The organism is Salmonella sp. SAL00670 (assembly GCF_046552235.1).
Taxonomy (GTDB): domain Bacteria; phylum Pseudomonadota; class Gammaproteobacteria; order Enterobacterales; family Enterobacteriaceae; genus Salmonella; species Salmonella enterica.
Genome location: NZ_JBGDUO010000001.1, coordinates 1289125 through 1314062, shown reverse-complemented (window position 1 = coordinate 1314062; position 24938 = coordinate 1289125). Strand labels below are relative to the sequence as shown.

General features: G+C 40.6%; 21 protein-coding genes and 1 pseudogene. All 22 read left to right on the top strand.

Annotated features, from left to right (window positions below; translation table 11 throughout):
- The first annotated feature begins 7 nt into the window (after positions 1-7).
- The 22 genes and pseudogenes from wcaM to gndA all read left to right on the top strand — a co-directional run bounded on the left by wcaM (position 8) and on the right by gndA (position 24816).
- Positions 8-1411 carry a colanic acid biosynthesis protein WcaM gene (wcaM, locus tag ACLJRS_RS06705; protein ID WP_001111837.1) on the top strand — a complete coding sequence of 468 codons (1404 nt, stop codon included), beginning with the start codon at positions 8-10 and terminating at the stop codon, positions 1409-1411.
- Between the two features lie 177 nt (positions 1412-1588).
- Complete coding sequence (gene galF, locus ACLJRS_RS06700) at positions 1589-2482, top strand: GalU regulator GalF (RefSeq protein WP_000981471.1); 894 nt, start codon at positions 1589-1591, stop codon at positions 2480-2482.
- A gap of 376 nt (positions 2483-2858) precedes the next feature.
- Positions 2859-3944 carry a dTDP-glucose 4,6-dehydratase gene (rfbB, locus tag ACLJRS_RS06695; protein WP_000697840.1) on the top strand — a complete coding sequence of 362 codons (1086 nt, stop codon included), beginning with the start codon at positions 2859-2861 and terminating at the stop codon, positions 3942-3944.
- Positions 3944-4843, top strand: coding sequence for a dTDP-4-dehydrorhamnose reductase (gene rfbD, locus ACLJRS_RS06690; RefSeq protein WP_001023659.1), 900 nt, complete (start codon positions 3944-3946; stop codon positions 4841-4843). Before rfbB ends, rfbD begins: the two co-directional genes overlap by 1 nt.
- Before the next feature lie 47 nt (positions 4844-4890).
- Positions 4891-5769, top strand: a complete 879-nt coding sequence (rfbA, locus tag ACLJRS_RS06685; protein WP_000857530.1) for a glucose-1-phosphate thymidylyltransferase RfbA — start codon at positions 4891-4893, stop codon at positions 5767-5769.
- Positions 5770-6321, top strand: coding sequence for a dTDP-4-dehydrorhamnose 3,5-epimerase (rfbC, locus tag ACLJRS_RS06680; RefSeq protein ID WP_000973714.1), 552 nt, complete (start codon positions 5770-5772; stop codon positions 6319-6321).
- A gap of 5 nt (positions 6322-6326) precedes the next feature.
- A pseudogene (locus ACLJRS_RS06675) lies at positions 6327-7320 on the top strand (CDP-6-deoxy-delta-3,4-glucoseen reductase).
- Complete coding sequence (gene rfbF / locus ACLJRS_RS06670) at positions 7317-8090, top strand: glucose-1-phosphate cytidylyltransferase (RefSeq protein WP_000648783.1); 774 nt, start codon at positions 7317-7319, stop codon at positions 8088-8090. Before ACLJRS_RS06675 ends, rfbF begins: the two are co-directional and overlap by 4 nt.
- Positions 8091-8094: 4 nt before the next feature.
- A complete protein-coding gene (rfbG, locus tag ACLJRS_RS06665) occupies positions 8095-9174 on the top strand; it encodes a CDP-glucose 4,6-dehydratase (RefSeq protein WP_000565902.1) in 1080 nt (359 codons plus the stop codon).
- Between the two features lie 26 nt (positions 9175-9200).
- Complete coding sequence (gene rfbH, locus ACLJRS_RS06660) at positions 9201-10514, top strand: lipopolysaccharide biosynthesis protein RfbH (RefSeq protein ID WP_000126351.1); 1314 nt, start codon at positions 9201-9203, stop codon at positions 10512-10514.
- Positions 10515-10527: 13 nt separating this feature from the next.
- Positions 10528-11409 (top strand): CDP-abequose synthase, encoded by an 882-nt coding sequence (rfbJ, locus tag ACLJRS_RS06655; RefSeq protein WP_000887844.1) that lies wholly within the window; start codon positions 10528-10530, stop codon positions 11407-11409.
- A complete protein-coding gene (locus ACLJRS_RS06650) occupies positions 11409-12749 on the top strand; it encodes a membrane protein (protein ID WP_001079811.1) in 1341 nt (446 codons plus the stop codon). Before rfbJ ends, ACLJRS_RS06650 begins: the two co-directional genes overlap by 1 nt.
- Entirely contained in the window at positions 12742-13704 is a 963-nt protein-coding gene (locus ACLJRS_RS06645) for a glycosyltransferase family 2 protein (protein WP_000038917.1), read from the top strand. Before ACLJRS_RS06650 ends, ACLJRS_RS06645 begins: the two co-directional genes overlap by 8 nt.
- Before the next feature lie 46 nt (positions 13705-13750).
- Positions 13751-14365, top strand: coding sequence for an acyltransferase (locus ACLJRS_RS06640; RefSeq protein WP_001669240.1), 615 nt, complete (start codon positions 13751-13753; stop codon positions 14363-14365).
- Position 14366: 1 nt separating this feature from the next.
- Positions 14367-15410: a glycosyltransferase family 2 protein gene (locus ACLJRS_RS06635; protein WP_001100431.1), complete on the top strand. Its 1044-nt coding sequence runs from the start codon at positions 14367-14369 to the stop codon at positions 15408-15410.
- A 93-nt stretch (positions 15411-15503) separates the two neighbouring features.
- On the top strand, positions 15504-16703 hold the full coding sequence (locus ACLJRS_RS06630) for an O-antigen polymerase (RefSeq protein ID WP_000936591.1): 1200 nt from the start codon (positions 15504-15506) through the stop codon (positions 16701-16703).
- Positions 16703-17713, top strand: coding sequence for a glycosyltransferase family 4 protein (locus tag ACLJRS_RS06625; protein WP_001060530.1), 1011 nt, complete (start codon positions 16703-16705; stop codon positions 17711-17713). Before ACLJRS_RS06630 ends, ACLJRS_RS06625 begins: the two co-directional genes overlap by 1 nt.
- A complete protein-coding gene (locus tag ACLJRS_RS06620) occupies positions 17700-18857 on the top strand; it encodes a glycosyltransferase family 4 protein (RefSeq protein WP_000405025.1) in 1158 nt (385 codons plus the stop codon). Before ACLJRS_RS06625 ends, ACLJRS_RS06620 begins: the two co-directional genes overlap by 14 nt.
- Positions 18858-18871: 14 nt before the next feature.
- The gene (locus ACLJRS_RS06615) at positions 18872-20293 is read left to right on the top strand and encodes a mannose-1-phosphate guanylyltransferase/mannose-6-phosphate isomerase (RefSeq protein ID WP_000040079.1); all 1422 of its coding nucleotides are present in this window, start codon (positions 18872-18874) and stop codon (positions 20291-20293) included.
- Between the two features lie 7 nt (positions 20294-20300).
- Positions 20301-21737 (top strand): phosphomannomutase, encoded by a 1437-nt coding sequence (locus tag ACLJRS_RS06610; RefSeq protein ID WP_000790546.1) that lies wholly within the window; start codon positions 20301-20303, stop codon positions 21735-21737.
- A gap of 78 nt (positions 21738-21815) precedes the next feature.
- Positions 21816-23246 (top strand): undecaprenyl-phosphate galactose phosphotransferase, encoded by a 1431-nt coding sequence (locus ACLJRS_RS06605; protein ID WP_000373565.1) that lies wholly within the window; start codon positions 21816-21818, stop codon positions 23244-23246.
- A gap of 163 nt (positions 23247-23409) precedes the next feature.
- Positions 23410-24816 (top strand): NADP-dependent phosphogluconate dehydrogenase, encoded by a 1407-nt coding sequence (gene gndA / locus ACLJRS_RS06600; protein WP_000043530.1) that lies wholly within the window; start codon positions 23410-23412, stop codon positions 24814-24816.
- Positions 24817-24938 lie beyond the last annotated feature (122 nt).

Sequence of the window (24938 nt, the reverse complement as noted above, 5' to 3'; positions counted from 1 at the left end):
AGGTGGTATGCCCGCGACTAAATTCTCCCGACGTACTCTCCTGACGGCAGGTTCTGCGCTTGCTGTTCTTCCTTTTCTGCGCGCCTTGCCGGTACAGGCGCGTGAACCTCGCGAGACCGTCGATATTAAGGATTATCCGGCGGATGACGGTATCGCCTCGTTCAAACAGGCCTTCGCCGACGGACAGACCGTGGTCGTACCGCCAGGATGGGTGTGTGAAAATATCAATGCGGCGATAACGATTCCGGCGGGAAAAACTCTGCGGGTACAGGGCGCGGTGCGTGGGAATGGCCGGGGACGGTTTATTTTGCAGGACGGGTGTCAGGTGGTGGGGGAGCAGGGCGGCAGTCTGCACAATGTGACGCTGGATGTTCGCGGGTCGGACTGTGTGATTAAAGGCGTGGCGATGAGCGGCTTTGGCCCCGTCGCGCAAATTTTCATCGGTGGTAAGGAACCGCAGGTGATGCGTAATCTCATTATCGATGACATCACCGTTACCCACGCCAACTACGCCATTCTCCGCCAGGGATTTCATAACCAAATGGACGGCGCGCGGATTACGCATAGCCGCTTTAGCGATTTGCAGGGGGACGCCATTGAGTGGAATGTCGCGATTCACGACCGCGACATCCTGATTTCCGATCATGTCATCGAACGCATTGATTGTACCAATGGCAAAATCAACTGGGGGATCGGCATCGGGCTGGCGGGTAGCACCTATGACAACAGTTATCCTGAAGACCAGGCAGTAAAAAACTTTGTGGTGGCCAATATTACCGGATCTGATTGCCGACAGCTGGTGCACGTAGAAAATGGCAAACATTTCGTCATTCGCAATGTCAAAGCCAAAAACATCACGCCCGATTTCAGTAAAAATGCGGGTATTGATAACGCAACGATCGCAATTTATGGCTGTGATAATTTCGTCATTGATAATATTGATATGACGAATAGTGCCGGGATGCTCATCGGCTATGGCGTCGTTAAAGGAAAATACCTGTCAATTCCGCAAAACTTTAAATTAAACGCTATTCGGTTGGATAATCGCCAGGTTGCTTATAAATTACGCGGCATTCAAATTTCATCCGGTAACGCCCCCTCATTTGTTGCCATCACCAATGTACGGATGACGCGTGCTACGCTGGAACTGCATAATCAACCGCAGCACCTCTTTTTGCGTAATATCAACGTGATGCAAACTTCAGCGATTGGCCCGGCGTTAAAAATGCATTTCGATTTGCGTAAAGATGTCCGTGGTCAATTTATGGCCCGCCAGGACACGCTGCTTTCCCTCGCTAATGTTCATGCCATCAATGAAAACGGGCAGAGTTCCGTGGATATCGACAGGATTAATCACCAAACCGTGAATGTCGAAGCAGTGAATTTTTCGCTGCCGAAGCGGGGAGGGTAAGTACCGCTATTTTTACGAAAATTCCTGGGAAAAAGTTGTTCATACTTAATGTCATGGTGCCGACTAAGACGTAATGTAGAGCGTGCCATCATTATCCCTGGCAGCAGAGTAATTCATGCTGGCGAAAACAAGCTAAAGAGCTATAATTCAGCAACCATTTTACAGGTGGAAGAAACAATGATGAATTTGAAAGCAGTTATACCGGTAGCGGGTTTGGGTATGCATATGTTGCCTGCCACCAAGGCAATCCCAAAAGAGATGCTACCGATCGTCGACAAGCCAATGATTCAGTACATTGTCGATGAGATTGTGGCTGCAGGGATCAAAGAAATCGTGCTGGTGACTCACGCGTCTAAAAACGCCGTTGAGAACCACTTCGACACCTCTTATGAACTTGAATCACTTCTTGAGCAGCGCGTTAAGCGCCAGCTTTTGGCGGAAGTGCAATCTATCTGCCCACCGGGCGTGACGATTATGAACGTTCGCCAGGCGCAGCCGTTAGGGCTGGGGCACTCTATTCTGTGCGCGCGTCCGGTCGTGGGCGATAACCCTTTCATTGTGGTACTCCCGGATATTATTATTGATGATGCTACCGCCGATCCGCTGCGCTATAACCTTGCGGCGATGGTGGCGCGTTTCAATGAAACGGGTCGCAGCCAGGTGCTGGCGAAGCGCATGAAAGGTGATTTATCGGAGTATTCCGTTATCCAGACGAAAGAACCTCTGGATAATGAAGGCAAAGTCAGCCGGATTGTGGAGTTTATCGAAAAACCGGATCAGCCGCAGACGCTGGATTCCGATTTGATGGCGGTAGGCCGTTATGTGCTTTCAGTCGACATCTGGGCGGAACTGGAAAGAACCGAACCGGGCGCCTGGGGCCGTATCCAGCTCACCGATGCCATTGCAGAACTGGCGAAAAAACAGTCGGTTGACGCGATGCTAATGACGGGTGACAGCTATGACTGCGGTAAAAAAATGGGCTACATGCAGGCATTTGTGAAGTACGGGCTGCGCAACCTGAAAGAAGGAGCCAAGTTCCGTAAGAGCATAGAGCAGCTTTTGCATGAATAAGTATTAACAACCGTGATAAATGGTTGGTGATAAACATAATAACGGCAGTGAACATTCGAAGCGGCAAGTTGGCTGAAACGAATGTTGACTGCCGTTTTAGTTTTGTATAAAGGGCTTAAGTAACAAGGGGTTATCTGGAGCATTTTAATGCTGATTTTATAAGATTAATCCTTGTTTCCGGATGCAATTAATAAGACAATTAGCGTTTAAGTTTTAGTGAGCTTTGCCCTGCCGGGCGAGGTCTGTAACAAGTCGATATGTACGCAGTGCACTGGTAGCTGATGAGCCAGGGGCGGTAGCGTGTGTAACGACTTGAGCAATTAATTTTTATTGGCAAATTAAATACCACATTAAATACGCCTTATGGAATAGAAAAGTGAAGATACTTATTACTGGCGGGGCAGGTTTTATTGGATCAGCTGTTGTCCGCCATATTATTAAGAATACACAGGACACTGTAGTTAATATTGATAAATTAACCTACGCCGGTAATCTTGAATCCCTTTCTGATATTTCTGAAAGTAATCGCTACAATTTTGAACACGCGGATATTTGTGATTCCGCTGAAATAACGCGTATTTTTGAGCAGTACCAGCCGGACGCGGTGATGCATTTGGCTGCGGAAAGTCATGTGGACCGTTCGATTACCGGGCCAGCAGCATTTATTGAAACCAATATCGTCGGCACCTATGCACTTCTTGAAGTTGCGCGTAAATACTGGTCTGCCCTTGGCGAAGATAAAAAAAATAATTTTCGTTTTCATCATATTTCCACTGATGAAGTTTACGGCGATTTACCGCATCCTGATGAAGTTGAAAACAGCGTTACGCTGCCGTTATTTACTGAAACGACGGCATATGCGCCAAGTAGCCCCTATTCTGCGTCAAAAGCATCCAGCGATCATTTAGTCCGTGCCTGGCGGCGTACCTATGGTCTACCAACGATCGTTACCAATTGTTCTAATAACTATGGCCCTTATCACTTCCCTGAAAAACTGATTCCGTTGGTCATTTTGAACGCACTGGAAGGAAAGCCTTTGCCAATTTATGGCAAAGGGGATCAGATTCGCGATTGGCTATATGTAGAAGATCACGCTCGCGCGCTTCATATGGTAGTGACTGAAGGCAAGGCGGGGGAGACTTATAACATTGGTGGCCACAATGAGAAGAAAAATCTTGATGTGGTATTTACCATCTGTGATCTGCTGGATGAGATTGTACCCAAAGCGACTTCTTATCGTGAACAAATCACTTATGTCGCGGATCGTCCGGGCCATGATCGTCGTTATGCCATTGATGCAGGTAAAATTAGCCGCGAATTAGGCTGGAAACCGCTGGAGACCTTTGAAAGCGGTATTCGTAAAACAGTGGAATGGTACCTTGCAAATACTCAATGGGTAAACAATGTTAAAAGTGGGGCGTATCAGAGTTGGATAGAACAGAACTATGAAGGACGCCAGTAATGAATATCTTACTTTTTGGTAAGACAGGGCAAGTAGGCTGGGAGTTGCAACGTTCTCTGGCACCAGTGGGGAATCTGATTGCTCTGGATGTCCATTCAAAAGAGTTTTGCGGTGATTTTAGCAATCCGAAAGGCGTTGCCGAAACCGTTCGTAAGCTTCGTCCCGATGTGATTGTTAACGCAGCAGCCCATACTGCAGTAGATAAAGCAGAGTCTGAACCAGAACTGGCGCAGTTACTTAACGCCACCAGTGTGGAAGCCATCGCTAAAGCAGCCAACGAAACTGGCGCATGGGTAGTGCATTATTCAACCGATTATGTATTTCCTGGTACCGGCGATATCCCATGGCAGGAAACGGACGCTACGTCGCCGCTGAATGTCTATGGCAAGACCAAACTGGCGGGAGAAAAGGCCCTGCAGGATAACTGCCCTAAGCATCTTATCTTCCGCACCAGTTGGGTTTATGCCGGTAAGGGCAATAATTTCGCAAAGACAATGCTTCGTCTGGCGAAAGAGCGTCAGACACTTTCAGTCATCAACGATCAGTACGGTGCGCCAACCGGTGCGGAATTACTGGCTGACTGCACGGCCCATGCGATCCGTGTGGCGTTAAAGAAACCAGAAGTCGCAGGTCTTTACCATCTGGTTGCCGGGGGAACCACAACCTGGCATGACTACGCGGCCTTAGTCTTTGACGAGGCGCGCAAAGCAGGGATAACGCTTGCGCTGACTGAGCTTAATGCTGTGCCGACCAGCGCCTACCCGACGCCGGCGAGCAGACCTGGCAATTCGCGTCTCAATACTGAAAAGTTTCAGCGTAATTTTGGCCTTATTCTGCCGCAATGGGAATTAGGAGTTAAGCGCATGCTGACTGAAATGTTTACGACGACAACCATCTGATAAATTTAAATGCCCATCAGGGCATTTTCTATGAATGAGAAATGGAAATGAAAACGCGTAAGGGCATTATTTTAGCGGGGGGCTCCGGCACTCGTCTTTATCCGGTGACCATGGCGGTAAGTAAGCAATTGCTACCAATTTATGATAAACCGATGATTTACTATCCCCTTTCCACGCTTATGCTGGCAGGCATTCGGGATATCCTGATCATCAGTACGCCACAGGACACGCCGCGTTTTCAACAACTGCTGGGAGACGGCAGCCAGTGGGGGCTGAATCTTCAATATAAAGTACAGCCAAGCCCGGATGGCTTAGCACAGGCGTTTATTATTGGTGAAGAGTTCATTGGTCATGATGATTGTGCATTAGTGCTGGGTGACAATATCTTCTATGGTCATGATTTACCAAAGTTAATGGAAGCTGCCGTTAATAAAGAAAGTGGTGCTACCGTCTTTGCTTATCATGTAAACGATCCAGAGCGCTACGGTGTGGTTGAGTTTGATCAAAATGGCACAGCCGTTAGTCTGGAAGAAAAACCGTTACAACCGAAGAGTAATTACGCGGTAACGGGGCTGTATTTTTATGATAATAGCGTGGTGGAGATGGCGAAAAATCTTAAGCCTTCCGCTCGCGGTGAGTTAGAAATCACGGATATTAACCGTATCTATATGGATCAGGGAAGATTGTCTGTCGCTATGATGGGGCGCGGTTATGCCTGGCTGGATACAGGGACGCATCAGAGTTTGATAGAGGCCAGTAATTTTATTGCAACCATCGAAGAACGCCAGGGTCTGAAAGTGTCTTGCCCGGAAGAGATCGCATTTCGTAAAAATTTTATAAATGCACAACAGGTTATAGAACTGGCCGGGCCATTATTAAAAAATGATTATGGCAAATATTTGCTGACGATGGTGAAAGGTTTATAAGTGATGATTGTGATTAAAACAGCAATACCAGATGTCTTGATCTTAGAGCCTAAAGTTTTTGGTGATGAGAGGGGATTCTTTTTTGAAAGTTATAACCAGCAGACCTTTGAAAAGTTGATTGGACGTAAAATTACATTTGTTCAAGATAATCATTCAAAATCCAAAAAGAACGTACTTAGAGGGCTGCATTTTCAGAGAGGAGCAAATGCACAGGGTAAGTTAGTTCGTTGTGCTGTCGGTGAGGTTTTTGATGTTGCGGTCGATATCCGAAAGGAGTCGCCTACTTTTGGTCAGTGGGTTGGCGTAAATCTATCTGCTGAGAATAAGCGACAGCTTTGGATTCCAGAAGGTTTTGCTCATGGTTTTGTTACTCTCAGTGATTATGCAGAGTTTTTGTACAAAGCAACTAATTATTATTCACCTTCATCGGAAGGTAGCATTCTATGGAATGATGAGACAATAGGTATTGAATGGCCTTTTTCTCAGCTGCCTGAGCTTTCAGCAAAAGATGCTGCAGCACCTTTACTGGATCAAGCCTTGTTAACAGAGTAAGCATCGTGTCTCATATTATTAAGATTTTTCCATCAAATATTGAATTTTCCGGTAGAGAGGATGAATCAATCCTCGATGCTGCGCTATCGGCTGGCATCCATCTTGAACATAGCTGCAAAGCGGGTGATTGTGGTATCTGTGAGTCCGATTTGTTGGCGGGAGAAGTTGTTGACTCCAAAGGTAATATTTTTGGACAGGGTGATAAAATACTAACCTGCTGCTGTAAACCTAAAACCGCCCTTGAGCTAAATGCGCATTTTTTTCCTGAACTAGCTGGACAGACAAAAAAAATTGTCCCATGCAAGGTAAATAGTGCTGTACTGGTTTCAGGCGATGTTATGACTTTGAAGTTACGCACACCACCAACAGCAAAAATTGGCTTCCTTCCAGGGCAGTATATCAATTTACATTATAAAGGTGTAACTCGCAGTTATTCTATCGCTAATAGTGATGAGTCGAATGGTATTGAGTTGCATGTAAGGAATGTTCCCAATGGTCAGATGAGCTCGCTCATTTTTGGGGAGTTACAAGAAAATACTCTTATGCGCATTGAAGGGCCTTGCGGAACATTTTTTATTCGTGAAAGTGACAGACCTATAATCTTCCTTGCAGGCGGTACTGGATTCGCTCCAGTTAAATCAATGGTTGAGCATCTCATTCAGGGGAAATGTCGTCGTGAGATCTACATTTACTGGGGAATGCAAGATAGTAAAGATTTTTACTCTGCATTACCGCAGCAGTGGAGTGAACAGTACGACAACGTTCACTATATCCCTGTTGTTTCTGGTGATGACGCCGAATGGGGGGGGAGAAAGGGATTTGTCCATCATGCCGTGATGGATGATTTTGATTCTCTAGAGTTCTTCGATATATATGCATGTGGTTCACCTGTGATGATCGATGCCAGTAAAAAGGACTTTATGATGAAAAATCTCTCTGTAGAACATTTCTATTCTGATGCATTTACTGCATCTAAATAATATTGAGGGTAATTTATGAAAGCGGTCATCCTGGCTGGTGGACTTGGTACCAGACTAAGTGAAGAAACAATTGTAAAACCAAAACCGATGGTAGAAATTGGTGGCAAGCCTATTCTTTGGCACATTATGAAAATGTATTCTGTGCATGGTATCAAGGATTTTATTATCTGCTGTGGTTATAAAGGATATGTGATTAAAGAATATTTTGCGAACTACTTCCTTCACATGTCAGATGTAACATTCCATATGGCTGAAAACCGTATGGAAGTTCACCACAAACGTGTTGAACCATGGAATGTCACATTGGTTGATACGGGTGATTCTTCAATGACTGGTGGTCGTCTGAAACGTGTTGCTGAATACGTAAAAGATGACGAGGCTTTCCTGTTTACTTATGGTGATGGCGTTGCCGACCTTGATATCAAAGCGACTATCGATTTCCATAAGGCTCACGGTAAGAAAGCGACTTTAACAGCTACTTTTCCACCTGGACGCTTTGGCGCATTAGATATCCAAGCTGGTCAGGTCCGGTCATTCCAGGAAAAACCGAAAGGCGATGGGGCAATGATCAATGGTGGTTTCTTTGTGTTGAATCCATCGGTTATCGATCTCATCGATAACGATGCAACAACCTGGGAACAAGAGCCATTAATGACATTGGCACAACAGGGGGAGTTAATGGCTTTTGAACACCCAGGTTTCTGGCAGCCGATGGATACCCTACGTGATAAAGTTTACCTCGAAGGGCTGTGGGAAAAAGGTAAAGCTCCGTGGAAAACCTGGGAGTAAGTAGATGATTGATAAAAATTTTTGGCAAGGTAAACGTGTATTCGTTACCGGCCATACTGGCTTTAAAGGAAGCTGGCTTTCGCTATGGCTGACTGAAATGGGTGCAATTGTAAAAGGCTATGCACTTGATGCGCCAACTGTTCCAAGTTTATTTGAGATAGTGCATCTTAATGATCTTATGGAATCTCATATTGGCGATATTCGTGATTTTGAAAAGCTGCGCAATTCTATTGCAGAATTTAAGCCAGAAATTGTTTTCCATATGGCAGCCCAGCCTTTAGTGCGCCTATCTTATGAACAGCCAATCGAAACATACTCAACAAATGTTATGGGTACTGTCCATTTGCTTGAAGCAGTTAAGCAAGTAGGTAACATAAAGGCAGTCGTAAATATCACCAGTGATAAGTGCTACGACAATCGTGAGTGGGTGTGGGGCTATCGTGAGAACGAACCCATGGGAGGGTACGATCCATACTCTAATAGTAAAGGTTGTGCAGAATTAGTCGCGTCTGCATTCCGGAACTCATTCTTCAATCCTGCAAATTATGAGCAACATGGCGTTGGTTTGGCGTCTGTGAGGGCTGGTAATGTCATAGGCGGAGGCGATTGGGCTAAAGACCGTTTAATTCCCGATATTCTGCGCTCATTTGAAAATAACCAGCAGGTTATTATTCGAAACCCATATTCTATCCGTCCATGGCAGCATGTACTGGAGCCTCTTTCTGGTTACATTGTGGTGGCGCAACGCTTATATACAGAAGGTGCTAAGTTTTCTGAAGGATGGAATTTCGGCCCGCGTGATGAAGATGCGAAGACGGTCGAATTTATTGTTGACAAGATGGTCACGCTTTGGGGTGATGATGCAAGCTGGTTACTGGATGGTGAGAATCATCCTCATGAGGCACATTATCTGAAACTGGATTGCTCTAAAGCAAATATGCAATTAGGATGGCATCCGCGTTGGGGATTGACTGAAACACTTGGTCGCATCGTAAAATGGCATAAAGCATGGATTCGCGGCGAAGATATGTTGATTTGTTCAAAGCGTGAAATCAGCGACTATATGTCTGCAACTACTCGTTAAGAAAATAAGTTTAAGGAATCAAAGTAATGACAGCAAATAACCTGCGTGAGCAAATTTCTCAGCTTGTCGCTCAGTATGCGAATGAGGCATTGAGCCCGAAACCTTTTGTTGCAGGTACAAGCGTTGTGCCTCCTTCCGGGAAGGTTATTGGTGCCAAAGAGTTACAATTGATGGTTGAGGCGTCTCTTGATGGATGGCTAACTACTGGTCGTTTCAATGATGCCTTTGAGAAAAAACTTGGGGAATTTATTGGGGTTCCTCATGTTTTAACGACTACATCTGGCTCTTCGGCAAACTTGCTGGCACTGACTGCGCTGACTTCCCCAAAATTAGGCGAGCGTGCTCTCAAACCTGGTGATGAGGTTATTACTGTCGCTGCTGGCTTCCCGACTACAGTTAACCCGGCGATCCAGAATGGTTTAATACCGGTATTCGTGGATGTTGATATCCCGACATATAATATCGATGCCTCTCTCATTGAAGCTGCAGTTACTGAGAAATCAAAAGCGATAATGATCGCTCATACACTCGGTAATGCATTTAACCTGAGTGAAGTTCGTCGGATTGCCGATAAATATAACTTATGGTTGATTGAAGACTGCTGTGATGCCCTTGGGACGACTTATGAAGGCCAGATGGTAGGTACCTTTGGTGACATCGGAACCGTTAGTTTTTATCCGGCTCACCATATCACAATGGGTGAAGGTGGTGCTGTATTCACCAGGTCAGGTGAACTAAAGAAAATTATTGAGTCGTTCCGTGACTGGGGCCGGGATTGTTATTGTGCGCCAGGATGCGATAACACCTGCGGTAAACGTTTTGGTCAGCAATTGGGGTCACTTCCTCAAGGCTATGATCACAAATATACTTATTCCCACCTCGGATATAATCTCAAAATCACGGACATGCAGGCAGCATGTGGTCTGGCTCAGTTAGAACGCGTGGAAGAGTTTGTAGAGCAGCGTAAAGCTAACTTTTCCTATTTGAAACAGGGTTTGCAATCTTGCACTGAATTCCTCGAATTACCAGAAGCAACAGAGAAATCAGACCCATCCTGGTTTGGCTTCCCTATCACCCTGAAAGAAACTAGCGGTGTTAACCGTGTCGAACTGGTGAAATTCCTTGATGAAGCAAAAATCGGTACACGTTTACTGTTTGCTGGAAATCTGATTCGCCAACCGTATTTTGCTAATGTGAAATATCGTGTAGTGGGTGAGTTGACAAATACCGACCGTATAATGAATCAAACGTTCTGGATTGGTATTTATCCAGGCTTGACTACAGAGCATTTAGATTATGTCGTAAGTAAGTTTGAAGAATTTTTTGGTTTAAATTTCTAATTTTTAGGATAGGATGCTTGATGTGAATAAGAAAATCCTAATGACTGGCGCTACTAGCTTTGTAGGTACCCATCTACTACATAGTCTCATAAAGGAAGGTTATAGTATTATTGCATTAAAGCGTCCTATAACCGAGCCAACGATTATCAATACCTTGATTGAATGGTTGAATATACAAGATATAGAAAAAATATGTCAATCATCTATGAATATTCATGCGATTGTCCATATTGCAACAGACTATGGTCGAAACAGAACCCCTATATCTGAACAATATAAATGTAATGTCCTATTACCAACAAGACTGCTTGAGTTAATGCCAGCGCTTAAAACGAAATTCTTTATTTCTACTGACTCTTTTTTTGGGAAATATGAGAAGCACTATGGATATATGCGTTCTTACATGGCATCTAAAAGACATTTTGTAGAACTATCAAAAATATACGTAGAGGAACATCCAGACGTTTGTTTTATAAATTTACGTTTAGAACATGTTTACGGTGAGAGGGATAAAGCAGGTAAAATAATCCCGTATGTTATCAAAAAAATGAAAAACAATGAAGATATTGATTGTACGATCGCCAGGCAGAAAAGAGATTTTATTTATATAGACGATGTTGTTTCGGCCTATTTGAAAATTTTAAAGGAGGGTTTTAACGCTGGACACTATGATGTCGAGGTGGGGACTGGAAAATCGATAGAGCTAAAAGAAGTGTTTGAGATAATAAAAAAAGAAACGCATAGTAGTAGTAAGATAAATTATGGTGCAGTTGCGATGCGTGATGATGAGATTATGGAGTCACATGCAAATACCTCTTTCTTGACTCGATTAGGTTGGAGTGCCGAGTTTTCTATTGAGAAGGGTGTGAAAAAAATGTTGAGTATGAAAGAGTAATGAATCGTATTATTAGAATGTTAGGTGTAGATAAAGCAATTCGTTATGTTATTTTTGGTAAGATAATATCTGTATTAACGGGTTTACTGTTAATAATGTTAATATCACACCATTTATCTAAAGACGCACAGGGCTATTATTATACATTTAATTCAGTAGTGGCACTACAGATAATATTTGAATTGGGGCTATCAACGGTAATCATTCAATTCGCTAGCCATGAAATGTCAGCGTTAAAATATGATTATTCTGAACGAGATATTATAGGTGAAAGTAAAAATAAGCAACGTTACCTATCGTTATTTCGGTTGGCAATAAAATGGTATGCAGTAATAGCTTTGCTAATAATATTAATAGTCGGTCCCATCGGGTATGTTTTTTTTACGCAAAAAGAAGGCTTAGGTGTACCTTGGCAAGGGGCATGGTTATTATTAACAATAGTTACAGCTTTTAATATTTTTCTTGTTTCTGTACTTTCTGTCGCTGAAGGGAGTGGGTTAATTACTGATGTGAATAAAATGAGAATGTATCAGTCGCTGTTAGCTGGTATATTGGCAGTAAGCTTACTTATTAGTGGCTTTGGACTATATGCTACGTCTGCAATAGCTATTTCAGGGACTATCATATTCTCCATATTTTCATATAAGTATTTTAAAAAAATTTTCCTGCAATCTTTAAAGCATAAAAATAAATATACTGAAGGTGGTATTTCATGGGTTAATGAAATATTTCCTATGCAATGGCGAATTGCTCTAAGTTGGATGTCAGGGTATTTTATTTATTTTGTTATGACCCCCATTGCATTCAAATATTTCGGGGCTATATATGCAGGGCAGTTAGGGATGTCTTTAACATTATGCAATATGGTAATGGCTACGGGCCTGGCTTGGATATCCACTAAATATCCAAAATGGGGAGTAATGGTTTCCAACAAACAGCTTGCGGAACTGAGTAAATCGTTCAAAAGTGCAGTAATGCAATCATCCTTTTTTGTCTTGACAGGATTAACTGGTGTATACATTTCATTATGGTTATTGAAATTATCTGGTTCAAACATTGGCGAGCGGTTTTTGGGATTGCAGGATTTTTTCTTTTTATCTTTAGCAATTATTGGTAATCACATTGTAGCTTGCTTTGCAACCTATATAAGAGCGCATAAAACTGAAAAAATGACATTGGCATCATGTATAATGGCTCTCTTGACTATAACTACAATGTTGTTTGTTGCATATTTAGAGTACTCGAGGTTCTACATGTTAATGTATGCAGCACTAACGTGGTTATATTTTGTTCCTCAAACTTATATAATCTTTAAAAGATTCAAGAGTTCTTATGAGTAAAAAACCTCTTCTTACTATTGCTATTCCGACATATAACCGCTCTTCATGTTTGGCTCGTTTACTTGATAGTATAATTCAACAGGAGAACTATTGTCATGATGAACTCGAGGTTATTGTTTGTGATAATGCTTCAACAGATGAAACAGCAAGAATAGCCAAGAGTGGCTTAGATAAAATAAGAAATAGTACTTATCATCTAAATGAAGAAAACTTAGGAATGGATGGTAACTTCCAGAAATGTTTTGAGTTATCAAATGGAAAATATCTTTGGATGATTGGCGATGATGATCTAATAGTCAAAAATGGTATTTCGAAGGTTTTTTCGATATTAAAGTCCCGGCCTGCATTAGATATGGTGTATGTAAATTCAGCAGCAAAGACTGAGTTAAACTATAATGCTGATGTGAGGACGTCATTCTACACAAATGATGTAGATTTTATTTCAGACGTGAAAGTTATGTTCACGTTTATTTCTGGAATGATATGTAAGAAAACTGATGCAATTGTCAAAGCCGTTGGTATTTTCAGTCCGCAAACTACTGGAAAATATCTTATGCATTTAACATGGCAATTGCCATTACTTAAACAGGGTGGAGAGTTCGCAGTTATCCATAATAATATAATTGAGGCTGAGCCAGATAATTCAGGTGGATATCATTTATATAAGGTTTTTTCTAATAATCTTGCGACAATCTTTGATGTTTTTTATCCCAGAGAGCACCGTGTAAGTAAAAGAGTTCGCGCATCAGCATGTTTATTCTTACTTAACTTCATAGGCGATGAAGATAAAACCAAAAATTTTGCTACAAATAATTATTTAAGAGATTGCGATAGTGCATTTATAGATTTAATTATATATAAATATGGGCTTAGGTTTTTCTATCTATACCCTAAAACTGTGCCTTTATTTAGAAAAATAAAATATATTATAAAGACGGTTTTAATGCGTAAATAAAAATTATTCAAGATGGTTTGCTGAAAACGACTTATAGGACTATCTAATGTTTGTCTATAGTTTAAGATTAAAATTAAATCTTATCATATCATTATTGAGTAAAGTTAGGCGGAAATCAAAAGCAAAGTTTCTTGTTCTGCTTAGCGGATATGATTTTAAAATGGTTGGGAAGAATTTTAAATTGAATGTCAAACCTTACTCTGCAAAAAATAACACCTCTTCCAAATGGGGTAGTATGCGGGTTGGTGATAACTGCTGGATTGAAGCTGTATATAATTATGGTGATGAAAAATTTGAACCTTATTTGTACATAGGTGATCGTATATGTTTAAGTGATAATGTTCATATTTCTTGCGTATCATGTTTAATTTTAGAAAACGATATATTAATTGGTAGCAAAGTTTATATAGGCGATCATAGCCATGGCAGTTATAAAGTATGCAGTCCGAAAATAGAACCGCCAGCAAATAAGCCATTAGGTGATATTGCTCCTATTAAAATAGGTAATTGCTGCTGGATTGGAGATAATGCAGTAATTCTGGCTGGTAGTGAAATTTGTGATGGCTGTGTAATCGCAGCTAATTCAGTCGTCAAGGATTTAAAAGTCGATAAGCCATGTTTAATTGGTGGGGTTCCTGCTAAAGTAATAAAGGTATTTTAAAATGAATGTTTTTATCAGTATTTGTATACCGTCTTATAATAGAGCTGAGTTTTTAGAGCCACTACTGGATAGCATATATAATCAAGATTATTGTTTAAAGAATAATGATTTTGAGGTCATTGTTTGTGAAGATAAATCTCCACAGAGAGATGAGATAAACTCTATTATCGAAAACTATAAAGCAAAAAATAATAAACAAAATCTTTATGTTAATTTCAATGAAGATAATTTAGGCTATGATAAGAATTTAAAAAAATGCATTAGTTTGACGACAGGTAAATATTGCATGATCATGGGCAACGATGATCTATTAGCAGATGGAGCGTTATCAAAAATAGTGAAAGTTTTGAAGGCTAATCCTGAAATTGTATTGGCTACGCGAGCGTATGGTTGGTTTAAGGAAAATCCGAATGAGTTATGTGATACTGTTCGTCATTTAACAGACGATACTTTATTTCAGCCGGGGGTTGATGCCATTAAATTTTTCTTCCGTAGAGTTGGAGTTATTTCAGGCTTTATTGTCAATGCTGAAAAAGCAAAAAAACTATCGAGTGATTTATTTGATGGGCGTTTATATTATCAAATGTACCTTGCTGGTATGCTAATGGCTGAAGGTCAGGGATACTATTTTAGCGACGTGATGACATTGTCGAGGGATACAGAGGCTCCTGACTTTGGTAACGCTGGAACTGAAAAAGGAGTTTTCACCCCGGGGGGGTATAAACCAGAGGGCCGTATACATATGGTTGAAGGCTTGTTGCTAATTGCAAAATATATAGAAGATACAACAAAAATTGATGGCGTTTATGCTGGAATTAGAAAAGACTTAGCGAACTATTTTTATCCTTATATTCGAGATCAACTCGACTTGCCTCTTTATACTTATATTAAAATGATAAATAAATTTCGGAAAATGGGATTTTCAAATGAAAAGCTTTTCTATGTGCATGCCTTTTTAGGGTATGTACTAAAACGGAGGGGCTATGATGCTTTAATTAAATACATTCGTAGCAAAAAAGGCGGTACTCCGCGTCTTGGTATTTAACCTCCACTTTCAAAAAATGTTATGAATATACTTCTTGCTGCGATATTAGGCGTTAACTTATTTTCTCCATATATTAGTTCGTGGATGGTGGGTATGCTGCCATTTCCACCAGGAGCAATCCTAAGGGATGTACTCAATGTATTTTTTGTGGCGTTAGTGCTAGTTCGATTTGTCATTGATAGGAAAAAAACTTATTTCCCGTTGGTTTTTACTATTTTTTCATGGTCGGCGGTAATACTATGGGTAATAGCGTTAACTATATTCTCACCGGATAAAATTCAAGCAATTATGGGGGGGCGGAGTTATATTTTATTCCCGGCAGTTTTCATAGCATTAGTGATTTTAAAAGTATCATACCCGCAATCCTTAAATATTGAAAAAATAGTTTGCTACATAATTTTTCTAATGTTTATGGTTGCGACAATATCTATTATTGATGTACTAATGAATGGAGAGTTCATTAAATTGCTCGGATATGATGAGCATTATGCAGGAGAACAATTAAACTTAATTAATAGCTATGATGGGATGGTCCGGGCTACAGGCGGTTTTAGTGATGCTCTCAATTTTGGATATATGCTCACATTAGGTGTTTTGTTATGTATGGAGTGTTTTTCCCAAGGATATAAAAGATTATTGATGCTCATTATTAGTTTTGTGCTATTTATAGCGATCTGCATGAGTCTTACTAGAGGAGCAATACTTGTTGCTGCGCTTATTTACGCACTTTATATAATTTCAAATCGGAAGATGCTTTTTTGTGGAATAACTTTATTTGTAATAATTATACCCGTTTTAGCAATTTCTACTAATATTTTTGACAACTATACAGAAATTTTGATCGGCAGGTTTACAGATTCGTCTCAGGCATCGCGTGGATCTACACAGGGGCGGATAGATATGGCAATTAATTCATTAAACTTCCTGTCAGAACATCCATCAGGTATAGGTCTGGGTACTCAAGGTTCAGGAAACATGCTTTCGGTAAAAGATAATAGGTTAAATACGGATAATTATTTTTTCTGGATCGCCCTTGAGACTGGTATTATTGGCTTAATCATAAATATTATTTATCTGGCAAGTCAATTTTATTCTTCAACTTTACTAAATAGAATATATGGCAGTCATTGTAGCAATATGCACTATAGATTATATTTTCTCTTTGGAAGTATATATTTTATAAGTGCAGCGTTAAGTTCAGCACCTTCGTCATCAACTTTTTCTATATATTATTGGACAGTTTTAGCTTTGATTCCATTTTTAAAATTAACAAATAGACGGTGCACGCGATAATGAATAATAAAAAGGTTTTGATGGATATTAGTTGGTCTAATAAAGGGGGGATTGGACGTTTTACTGATGAAATTTCTAAACTACTATGTGATATATCTAAGGAGGAACTATATAGAAAATGTGCTTCTCCGCTGGCCCCATTAGGTTTAGCAGTCAATATTTTTCTGCGAAAGAAAACTGATGTGGTTTTTCTTCCTGGCTATATTCCACCACTTTTTTGTTCGAAAAAGTTCATAATAACAATACATGATCTAAATCATCTGGATTTAAATGATAATTCCTCTCTTTTTAAGAGGTTATTTTATAATTTTATAATAAAGCGCGGTTGTAGAAAAGCATATAAAATATTTACAGTTTCGAATTTTTCAAAAGAAAGAATAGTAGCATGGTCAGGTGTAAACCCTAATAAAATAGTCACGGTATATAATGGGGTATCTAGTCTATTTAATGCCGATGTAAAACCATTGAATTTAGGCTATAAATATTTGCTATGTGTAGGAAACAGAAAAACTCATAAGAATGAGAAGTGTGTTATATCTGCCTTTGCCAAAGCAGATATTGATCCATCAATAAAACTCGTTTTTACTGGTAATCCTTGTAATGATTTAGAAAAACTAATAATACAACATGGTTTAAGTGAACGTGTAAAGTTCTTTGGGTTCGTGTCTGAAAAAGATTTACCATCGTTATATAAGGGCTCGTTAGGATTAGTTTTCCCTTCTTTATATGAAGGTTTTGGATTACCTGTAGTGGAGGGCATGGCCTGTGGTATTCCTGTATTAACTTCTCTAACTTCATCATTGCCAGAGGTGGCTGGAGATGCAGCGATTCTTGTCGACCCTCTTTCGGAAGATGCTATTACTAAAGGAATTTCGAGGTTAATTAATGATTCTGAACTTCGTAAGCATTTAATCCAAAAGGGGCTTTTGCGGGCAAAGAGGTTCAATTGGCAAAACGTGGTTAGTGAGATTGAAATGGTACTGACAGAGGCATGTGATGGAAATAAATGAAATAAAAATATCTCTCGTTCATGAGTGGTTATTAAGTTATGCAGGCTCCGAACAGGTATCATCTGCCATCCTGCATGTTTTTCCTGAAGCGAAGTTATATTCGGTGGTTGATTTTCTAACGGATGAACAAAGAAGACATTTTCTGGGGAAATATGCGACTACCACATTTATTCAAAATTTACCTAAAGCTAAAAAATTTTACCAGAAATATTTACCACTAATGCCACTGGCTATTGAACAACTTGATTTATCAGATGCTAATATCATCATTAGTAGCGCCCATTCCGTTGCAAAAGGTGTTATTTCCGGACCAGATCAGCTTCACATTAGCTATGTTCATTCTCCTATTCGATATGCGTGGGATTTACAGCATCAGTACCTTAATGAGTCTAACCTGAATAAAGGAATTAAAGGTTGGTTAGCAAAATGGCTTCTTCACAAAATACGAATTTGGGATTCTCGAACCGCAAATGGGGTTGATCATTTTATAGCTAATTCTCAATATATCGCGCGTAGAATTAAAAAAGTATACAGACGTGAGGCTTCAGTTATATATCCGCCTGTAGATGTGGATAATTTTGAAGTAAAAAATGAAAAGCAAGACTATTATTTCACAGCATCCCGTATGGTACCCTACAAACGTATTGATCTTATTGTCGAAGCCTTTAGTAAAATGCCGGAAAAGAAATTAGTAGTTATTGGTGATGGACCGGAGATGAAAAAAATAAAGAGCAAGGCTACAGACAATATAAAATTGCTCGGTTATCAATCTTTTCCTGTTTTAAAAGAGTATATGCAGAGCGCCAGGGCGTTTGTTTTTGCAGCGGAAGAGGACTTTGGAATAATACCTGTCGAAGCTCAAGCTTGCGGTACCCCTGTTATTGCCTTTGGGAAGGGTGGGGCCTTAGAAACCGTTCGCCCACTAGGTGTAGAGGAACCGACTGGCATTTTCTTCAAGGAACAGAATATTGCTTCTTTGCATGAAGCTGTTAGTGAATTTGAAAAAAATGCATCATTTTTTACATCTCAGGCTTGTAGAAAAAATGCAGAAAAATTTTCTCGATCAAGATTTGAACAAGAATTTAAGAACTTTGTTAATGAAAAGTGGAATCTTTTCAAAACAGAACAGATTATTAAACGTTAATTATGGTTTATTGAATGTCTAAATTAATACCAGTAATAATGGCCGGTGGGATTGGTAGCCGTTTGTGGCCACTTTCACGTGAAGAGCATCCGAAACAGTTTTTAAGCGTAGATGGTGAATTATCTATGCTGCAAAACACCATTAAAAGATTGACTCCTCTTTTGGCTGGAGAACCTTTAGTCATTTGTAATGATAGTCACCGCTTCCTTGTCGCTGAACAACTTCGAGCTATAAATAAACTAGCAAATAACATCATATTAGAGCCAGTGGGGCGTAATACAGCCCCAGCTATAGCGCTGGCCGCTTTTTGTTCACTTCAGAATGTCGTCGATGAAGACCCGCTTTTGCTTGTCCTTGCTGCGGATCATGTCATCCGCGATGAGAAAGTGTTTCTTAAAGCTATCAATCACGCTGAATTTTTTGCAACACAAGGTAAGCTAGTAACGTTTGGTATTGTACCCACACAGGCCGAAACTGGCTACGGTTATATTTGTAGAGGTGAAGCAATCGGGGAAGATGCTTTTTCTGTAGCCGAATTTGTAGAGAAGCCTGATTTCGATACAGCGCGTCATTATGTAGAATCAGAGAAATATTATTGGAACAGCGGTATGTTCCTATTTCGTGCAAGTAGTTACTTACAAGAATTAAAGGATCTGTCCCCCGATATTTACCAAGCATGTGAAAATGCGGTAGGGAGTATTAATCCTGATCTTGATTTTATCCGTATTGATAAAGAAGCATTCGCAATGTGCCCTAGTGATTCTATCGATTATGCGGTAATGGAACATACTAGGCATGCAGTTGTCGTACCGATGAATGCCGGCTGGTCAGATGTGGGGTCATGGTCTTCACTGTGGGATATTTCTAAGAAAGATCCACAACGTAATGTATTACATGGCGATATTTTTGCATATAATAGTAAAGATAATTATATCTATTCTGAAAAATCGTTTATTAGTACAATCGGAGTAAATAATTTAGTTATCGTGCAGACAGCAGATGCATTATTAGTATCTGATAAAGATTCAGTCCAGGATGTTAAAAAAGTTGTTGATTATTTAAAAGCTAATAATAGAAACGAACATAAAAAACATTTAGAGGTTTTCCGACCGTGGGGAAAATTTAGCGTAATTCATAGTGGCGATAATTATTTAGTTAAAAGAATAACTGTTAAACCAGGCGCGAAGTTTGCTGCTCAGATGCATCTCCATCGTGCTGAGCATTGGATAGTGGTATCTGGTACTGCTTGTATTACTAAGGGGGAAGAAATTTTTACAATTTCGGAGAATGAATCAACATTTATACCTGCTAATACAGTTCATACGTTAAAAAACCCCGCGACTATTCCATTAGAACTAATAGAAATTCAATCTGGCACCTATCTTGCGGAGGATGATATTATTCGCCTGGAGAAACATTCTGGATATCTGGAGTAATGAATTGATGAAAAATATATATAATACTTACGATGTTATCAACAAATCTGGAATTAATTTTGGAACCAGTGGTGCCCGCGGCCTTGTTACCGATTTTACACCCGAAGTTTGCGCAGCATTTACCATTTCCTTTTTGACAGTAATGCAGCAAAGATTCTCATTTACAACGGTTGCGCTCGCAATTGATAATCGTCCAAGCAGTTACGCGATGGCTCAAGCTTGTGCCGCTGCTTTGCAAGAAAAAGGAATTAAAACCGTTTACTATGGCGTAATTCCAACACCTGCTTTAGCTCATCAATCAATTTCCGATAAAGTACCTGCAATCATGGTTACTGGCAGTCATATCCCTTTTGACCGTAATGGCCTGAAATTTTATAGACCAGATGGTGAAATTACTAAAGATGATGAGAATGCTATTATTCATGTTGATGCCTCATTTATGCAGCCTAAGCTTGAACAATTGACAATTTCCACAATCGCTGCTAGAAATTATATTCTACGATATACCTCATTATTTCCAATGCCATTCTTGAAAAATAAGCGCATTGGAATTTATGAGCATTCTAGTGCGGGTCGTGATCTCTATAAGACGTTATTCAAAATGTTGGGTGCTACAGTTGTTAGTTTAGCAAGGAGCGACGAATTTGTTCCTATTGATACTGAAGCTGTAAGTGAAGATGATAGAAATAAAGCAATCACATGGGCAAAAAAATATCAGTTAGATGCTATATTTTCAACTGATGGTGATGGAGATCGCCCTCTGATAGCTGACGAATATGGAAATTGGTTAAGAGGAGATATATTAGGCCTTCTGTGCTCTCTCGAATTAGCTGCTGATGCAGTCGCTATTCCTGTAAGCTGCAACAGTACAATCTCATCTGGTAACTTTTTTAAACATGTGGAACGAACAAAGATTGGTTCACCCTATGTGATTGCAGCATTTGCTAAATTATCTGCAAACTATAATTGTATAGCTGGTTTTGAAGCGAATGGTGGCTTTCTGCTAGGTAGCGATGTTTATATTAATCAGCGTTTACTTAAGGCATTACCAACACGTGATGCTTTATTACCTGCCATTATGCTTCTGTTTGGTAGCAAGGACAAAAGTATTAGTGAGCTTGTTAAAAAACTTCCTGCTCGCTATACCTATTCAAACAGATTACAGGATATAAGTGTTAAAACAAGTATGTCTTTAATAAATCTTGGTCTGACAGATCAAGAGGATTTTTTGCAGTATATTGGTTTTAATAAACATCATATATTACATTCTGATGTTACTGATGGCTTTAGAATCACTATCGATAACAACAATATTATTCATTTACGACCTTCAGGCAATGCCCCTGAGTTGCGTTGCTATGCGGAGGCTGACTCGCAAGAGGAGGCATGTAATATTGTTGAAACTGTTCTCTCTAATATCAAAAGCAAACTGGGTAGAGCTTAATGGCTGTTGATATAGAGCGTTTCTTTCCAGTAATACTTTGTCTGGTTATCTGGTACCCAAGTTGAGGGTGAGAATTAAATGGATCGTTTTGATAATAAGTATAACCCAAATTTATGCAAAATATTATTGGCTATATCAGATTTACTGTTTTTTAATGTAGCCTTATGGGCATCGTTAGGAGTTGTATATTTAATCTTTGATGAAGTTCAGCGATTTGTACCACAAGAGCAATTAGATAATCGATTTATATCACATTTTATTCTATCTATAGTATGCGTTGGATGGTTTTGGGTTCGACTGCGTCACTATACATATCGAAAGCCATTCTGGTATGAGTTGAAAGAGGTTATTCGTACTATCGTTATTTTTGCTGTGTTTGATTTGGCTTTAATTGCGTTTACAAAATGGCAGTTTTCACGCTATGTCTGGGTGTTTTGTTGGACTTTTGCCATAATCCTGGTGCCTTTTTTTCGCGCACTTACAAAGCATTTATTGAACAAGCTAGGTATCTGGAAGAAAAAAACTATCATCCTGGGGAGCGGACAGAATGCTCGTGGTGCATATTCTGCGCTGCAAAGTGAGGAGATGATGGGGTTTGATGTTATCGCTTTTTTTGATACGGATGCGTCAGATGCTGAAATAAATATGTTGCCGGTGATAAAGGACACTGAGACTATTTGGGATTTAAATCGTACAGGTGATGTCCATTATATCCTTGCTTATGAATACACCGAGTTGGAGAAAACACATTTTTGGCTACGTGAACTTTCAAAACATCATTGTCGTTCTGTTACTGTCGTCCCCTCGTTTAGAGGATTGCCATTATATAATACTGATATGTCTTTTATCTTTAGCCATGAAGTTATGTTATTAAGGATACAAAATAACTTGGCTAAAAGGTCGTCCCGTTTTCTCAAACGGACATTTGATATTGTTTGTTCAATAATGATTCTTATAATTGCATCACCACTTATGATTTATCTGTGGTATAAAGTTACTCGAGATGGTGGTCCGGCTATTTATGGTCACCAGCGAGTAGGTCGGCATGGAAAACTTTTTCCATGCTACAAATTTCGTTCTATGGTTATGAATTCTCAAGAGGTACTAAAAGAACTTTTGGCTAACGATCCTATTGCCAGGGCTGAATGGGAAAAAGATTTTAAACTGAAAAATGATCCTCGAATCACAGCTGTAGGTCGATTTATACGTAAAACTAGCCTTGATGAGTTGCCACAACTTTTTAATGTACTAAAAGGTGATATGAGCCTGGTTGGACCACGACCTATCGTTTCGGATGAACTGGAGCGTTATTGTGATGATGTTGATTATTATTTGATGGCAAAGCCGGGCATGACAGGTCTATGGCAAGTGAGTGGGCGTAATGATGTTGATTATGACACTCGTGTTTATTTTGATTCCTGGTATGTTAAAAACTGGACGCTTTGGAATGATATTGCCATTCTGTTTAAAACAGCGAAAGTTGTTTTGCGGCGAGATGGTGCGTATTAAGCTTACCGAGAAGTACTGAATAATAATTGTATAAAATAGCCTGCGTAAAATCTGAACGCATCAATCGCTACCTTAATATCATACCTTTGAGTTAACATACTATTCACCTTTAACCTGCCATGACCGTTTGTGGCAGGGTTTCCACACCTGACAGGAGTATGTAATGTCCAAGCAACAGATCGGCGTCGTCGGTATGGCAGTGATGGGGCGCAACCTCGCGCTCAACATCGAAAGCCGTGGTTATACCGTCTCCGTTTTCAACCGCTCCCGTGAAAAGACCGAAGAAGTGATTGCCGAGAATCCCGGCAAAAAGCTGGTGCCTTATTACACGGTGAAAGAGTTTGTTGAATCCCTCGAAACGCCTCGTCGTATCCTGTTAATGGTGAAAGCGGGCGCAGGTACTGATGCAGCTATCGATTCGCTGAAACCGTATCTGGAAAAAGGCGATATCATTATTGATGGCGGTAACACCTTCTTCCAGGACACAATCCGTCGCAATCGTGAGCTGTCTGCGGAAGGTTTTAACTTTATCGGTACCGGTGTTTCCGGTGGTGAAGAGGGCGCGCTGAAAGGGCCATCTATCATGCCTGGCGGTCAGAAAGATGCCTATGAACTGGTGGCGCCGATCCTGACGAAGATTGCTGCTGTGGCGGAAGATGGCGAACCGTGCGTGACCTATATCGGCGCCGATGGTGCTGGTCACTACGTCAAGATGGTCCACAATGGTATTGAATATGGCGATATGCAGCTTATCGCTGAAGCTTACTCCCTGCTGAAAGGCGGCCTGAACCTCAGCAATGAAGAGTTGGCGAACACTTTTACCGAGTGGAATAACGGCGAGCTGAGCAGTTATCTGATCGACATCACTAAAGACATCTTCACTAAAAAAGATGAAGACGGAAACTACCTGGTGGATGTCATTCTTGATGAAGCCGCCAACAAAGGGACCGGTAAATGGACCAGCCAGAGCGCGCTGGATCTGGGCGAACCGCTGTCGCTGATTACCGAATCTGTCTTTGCGCGTTACATCTCTTCGTTGAAAGCGCAACGTGTTGCCGCATCTAAAGTGCTCTCCGGGCCGAAAGCGCAACCGGCAGGCGACAAAGCGGAATTTATCGAGAAAGTGCGTCGCGCGCTGTATCTTGGCAAGATCGTCTCCTATGCGCAGGGCTTCTCACAGCTACGCGCCGCGTCTGATGAATATCACTGGGATCTCAACTACGGCGAGATTGCTAAGATTTTCCGGGCGGGCTGTATCATTCGCGCTCAGTTCCTGCAGAAGATCACCGATGCTTACGCAGAAAACGCCGATATCGCTAACTTGCTGTTAGCGCCTTACTTCAAGAAAATTGCTGATGAGTACCAGCAGGCGCTGCGAGATGTCGTGGCTTACGCGGTGCAGAACGGCATTCCGGTGCCGACATTCTCTGCGGCAGTGGCCTACTATGACAGCTATCGCGCCGCAGTACTGCCAGCTAACTTAATTCAGGCGCAGCGTGACTACTTTGGTGCGCACACCTATAAACGTACTGATAAAGAAGGCATTTTCCATACCGAGTGGTTGGAATAATTTCTGCAAAAATGTTTAAGCCCGGTTTAATACCGGGCTTTTTTTATCTCTATTCTTATTGATTTATCGCTTTTGCTTAATATTAACTTAATAATCTGTGTTTATCGTAATGAAGATAATCT

Bases quoted from the DNA above. Each gene is read 5' to 3' on its own strand.
- wcaM (WP_001111837.1), top strand. From the start codon at position 8: ATGCCCGCGACTAAATTCTCCCGACGTACTCTCCTGACGGCAGGTTCT.
- galF (WP_000981471.1), top strand. From the start codon at position 1,589: ATGATGAATTTGAAAGCAGTTATACCGGTAGCGGGTTTGGGTATGCAT.
- rfbD (WP_001023659.1), top strand. From the start codon at position 3,944: ATGAATATCTTACTTTTTGGTAAGACAGGGCAAGTAGGCTGGGAGTTG.
- rfbA (WP_000857530.1), top strand. From the start codon at position 4,891: ATGAAAACGCGTAAGGGCATTATTTTAGCGGGGGGCTCCGGCACTCGT.
- rfbF (WP_000648783.1), top strand. From the start codon at position 7,317: ATGAAAGCGGTCATCCTGGCTGGTGGACTTGGTACCAGACTAAGTGAA.
- rfbG (WP_000565902.1), top strand. From the start codon at position 8,095: ATGATTGATAAAAATTTTTGGCAAGGTAAACGTGTATTCGTTACCGGC.
- rfbH (WP_000126351.1), top strand. From the start codon at position 9,201: ATGACAGCAAATAACCTGCGTGAGCAAATTTCTCAGCTTGTCGCTCAG.
- rfbJ (WP_000887844.1), top strand. From the start codon at position 10,528: ATGCTTGATGTGAATAAGAAAATCCTAATGACTGGCGCTACTAGCTTT.
- ACLJRS_RS06650 (WP_001079811.1), top strand. From the start codon at position 11,409: ATGAATCGTATTATTAGAATGTTAGGTGTAGATAAAGCAATTCGTTAT.
- ACLJRS_RS06645 (WP_000038917.1), top strand. From the start codon at position 12,742: ATGAGTAAAAAACCTCTTCTTACTATTGCTATTCCGACATATAACCGC.
- ACLJRS_RS06640 (WP_001669240.1), top strand. From the start codon at position 13,751: ATGTTTGTCTATAGTTTAAGATTAAAATTAAATCTTATCATATCATTA.
- ACLJRS_RS06635 (WP_001100431.1), top strand. From the start codon at position 14,367: ATGAATGTTTTTATCAGTATTTGTATACCGTCTTATAATAGAGCTGAG.
- ACLJRS_RS06630 (WP_000936591.1), top strand. From the start codon at position 15,504: ATGCTGCCATTTCCACCAGGAGCAATCCTAAGGGATGTACTCAATGTA.
- ACLJRS_RS06625 (WP_001060530.1), top strand. From the start codon at position 16,703: ATGAATAATAAAAAGGTTTTGATGGATATTAGTTGGTCTAATAAAGGG.
- ACLJRS_RS06620 (WP_000405025.1), top strand. From the start codon at position 17,700: ATGGAAATAAATGAAATAAAAATATCTCTCGTTCATGAGTGGTTATTA.
- ACLJRS_RS06615 (WP_000040079.1), top strand. From the start codon at position 18,872: ATGTCTAAATTAATACCAGTAATAATGGCCGGTGGGATTGGTAGCCGT.
- ACLJRS_RS06610 (WP_000790546.1), top strand. From the start codon at position 20,301: ATGAAAAATATATATAATACTTACGATGTTATCAACAAATCTGGAATT.
- ACLJRS_RS06605 (WP_000373565.1), top strand. From the start codon at position 21,816: ATGGATCGTTTTGATAATAAGTATAACCCAAATTTATGCAAAATATTA.
- gndA (WP_000043530.1), top strand. From the start codon at position 23,410: ATGTCCAAGCAACAGATCGGCGTCGTCGGTATGGCAGTGATGGGGCGC.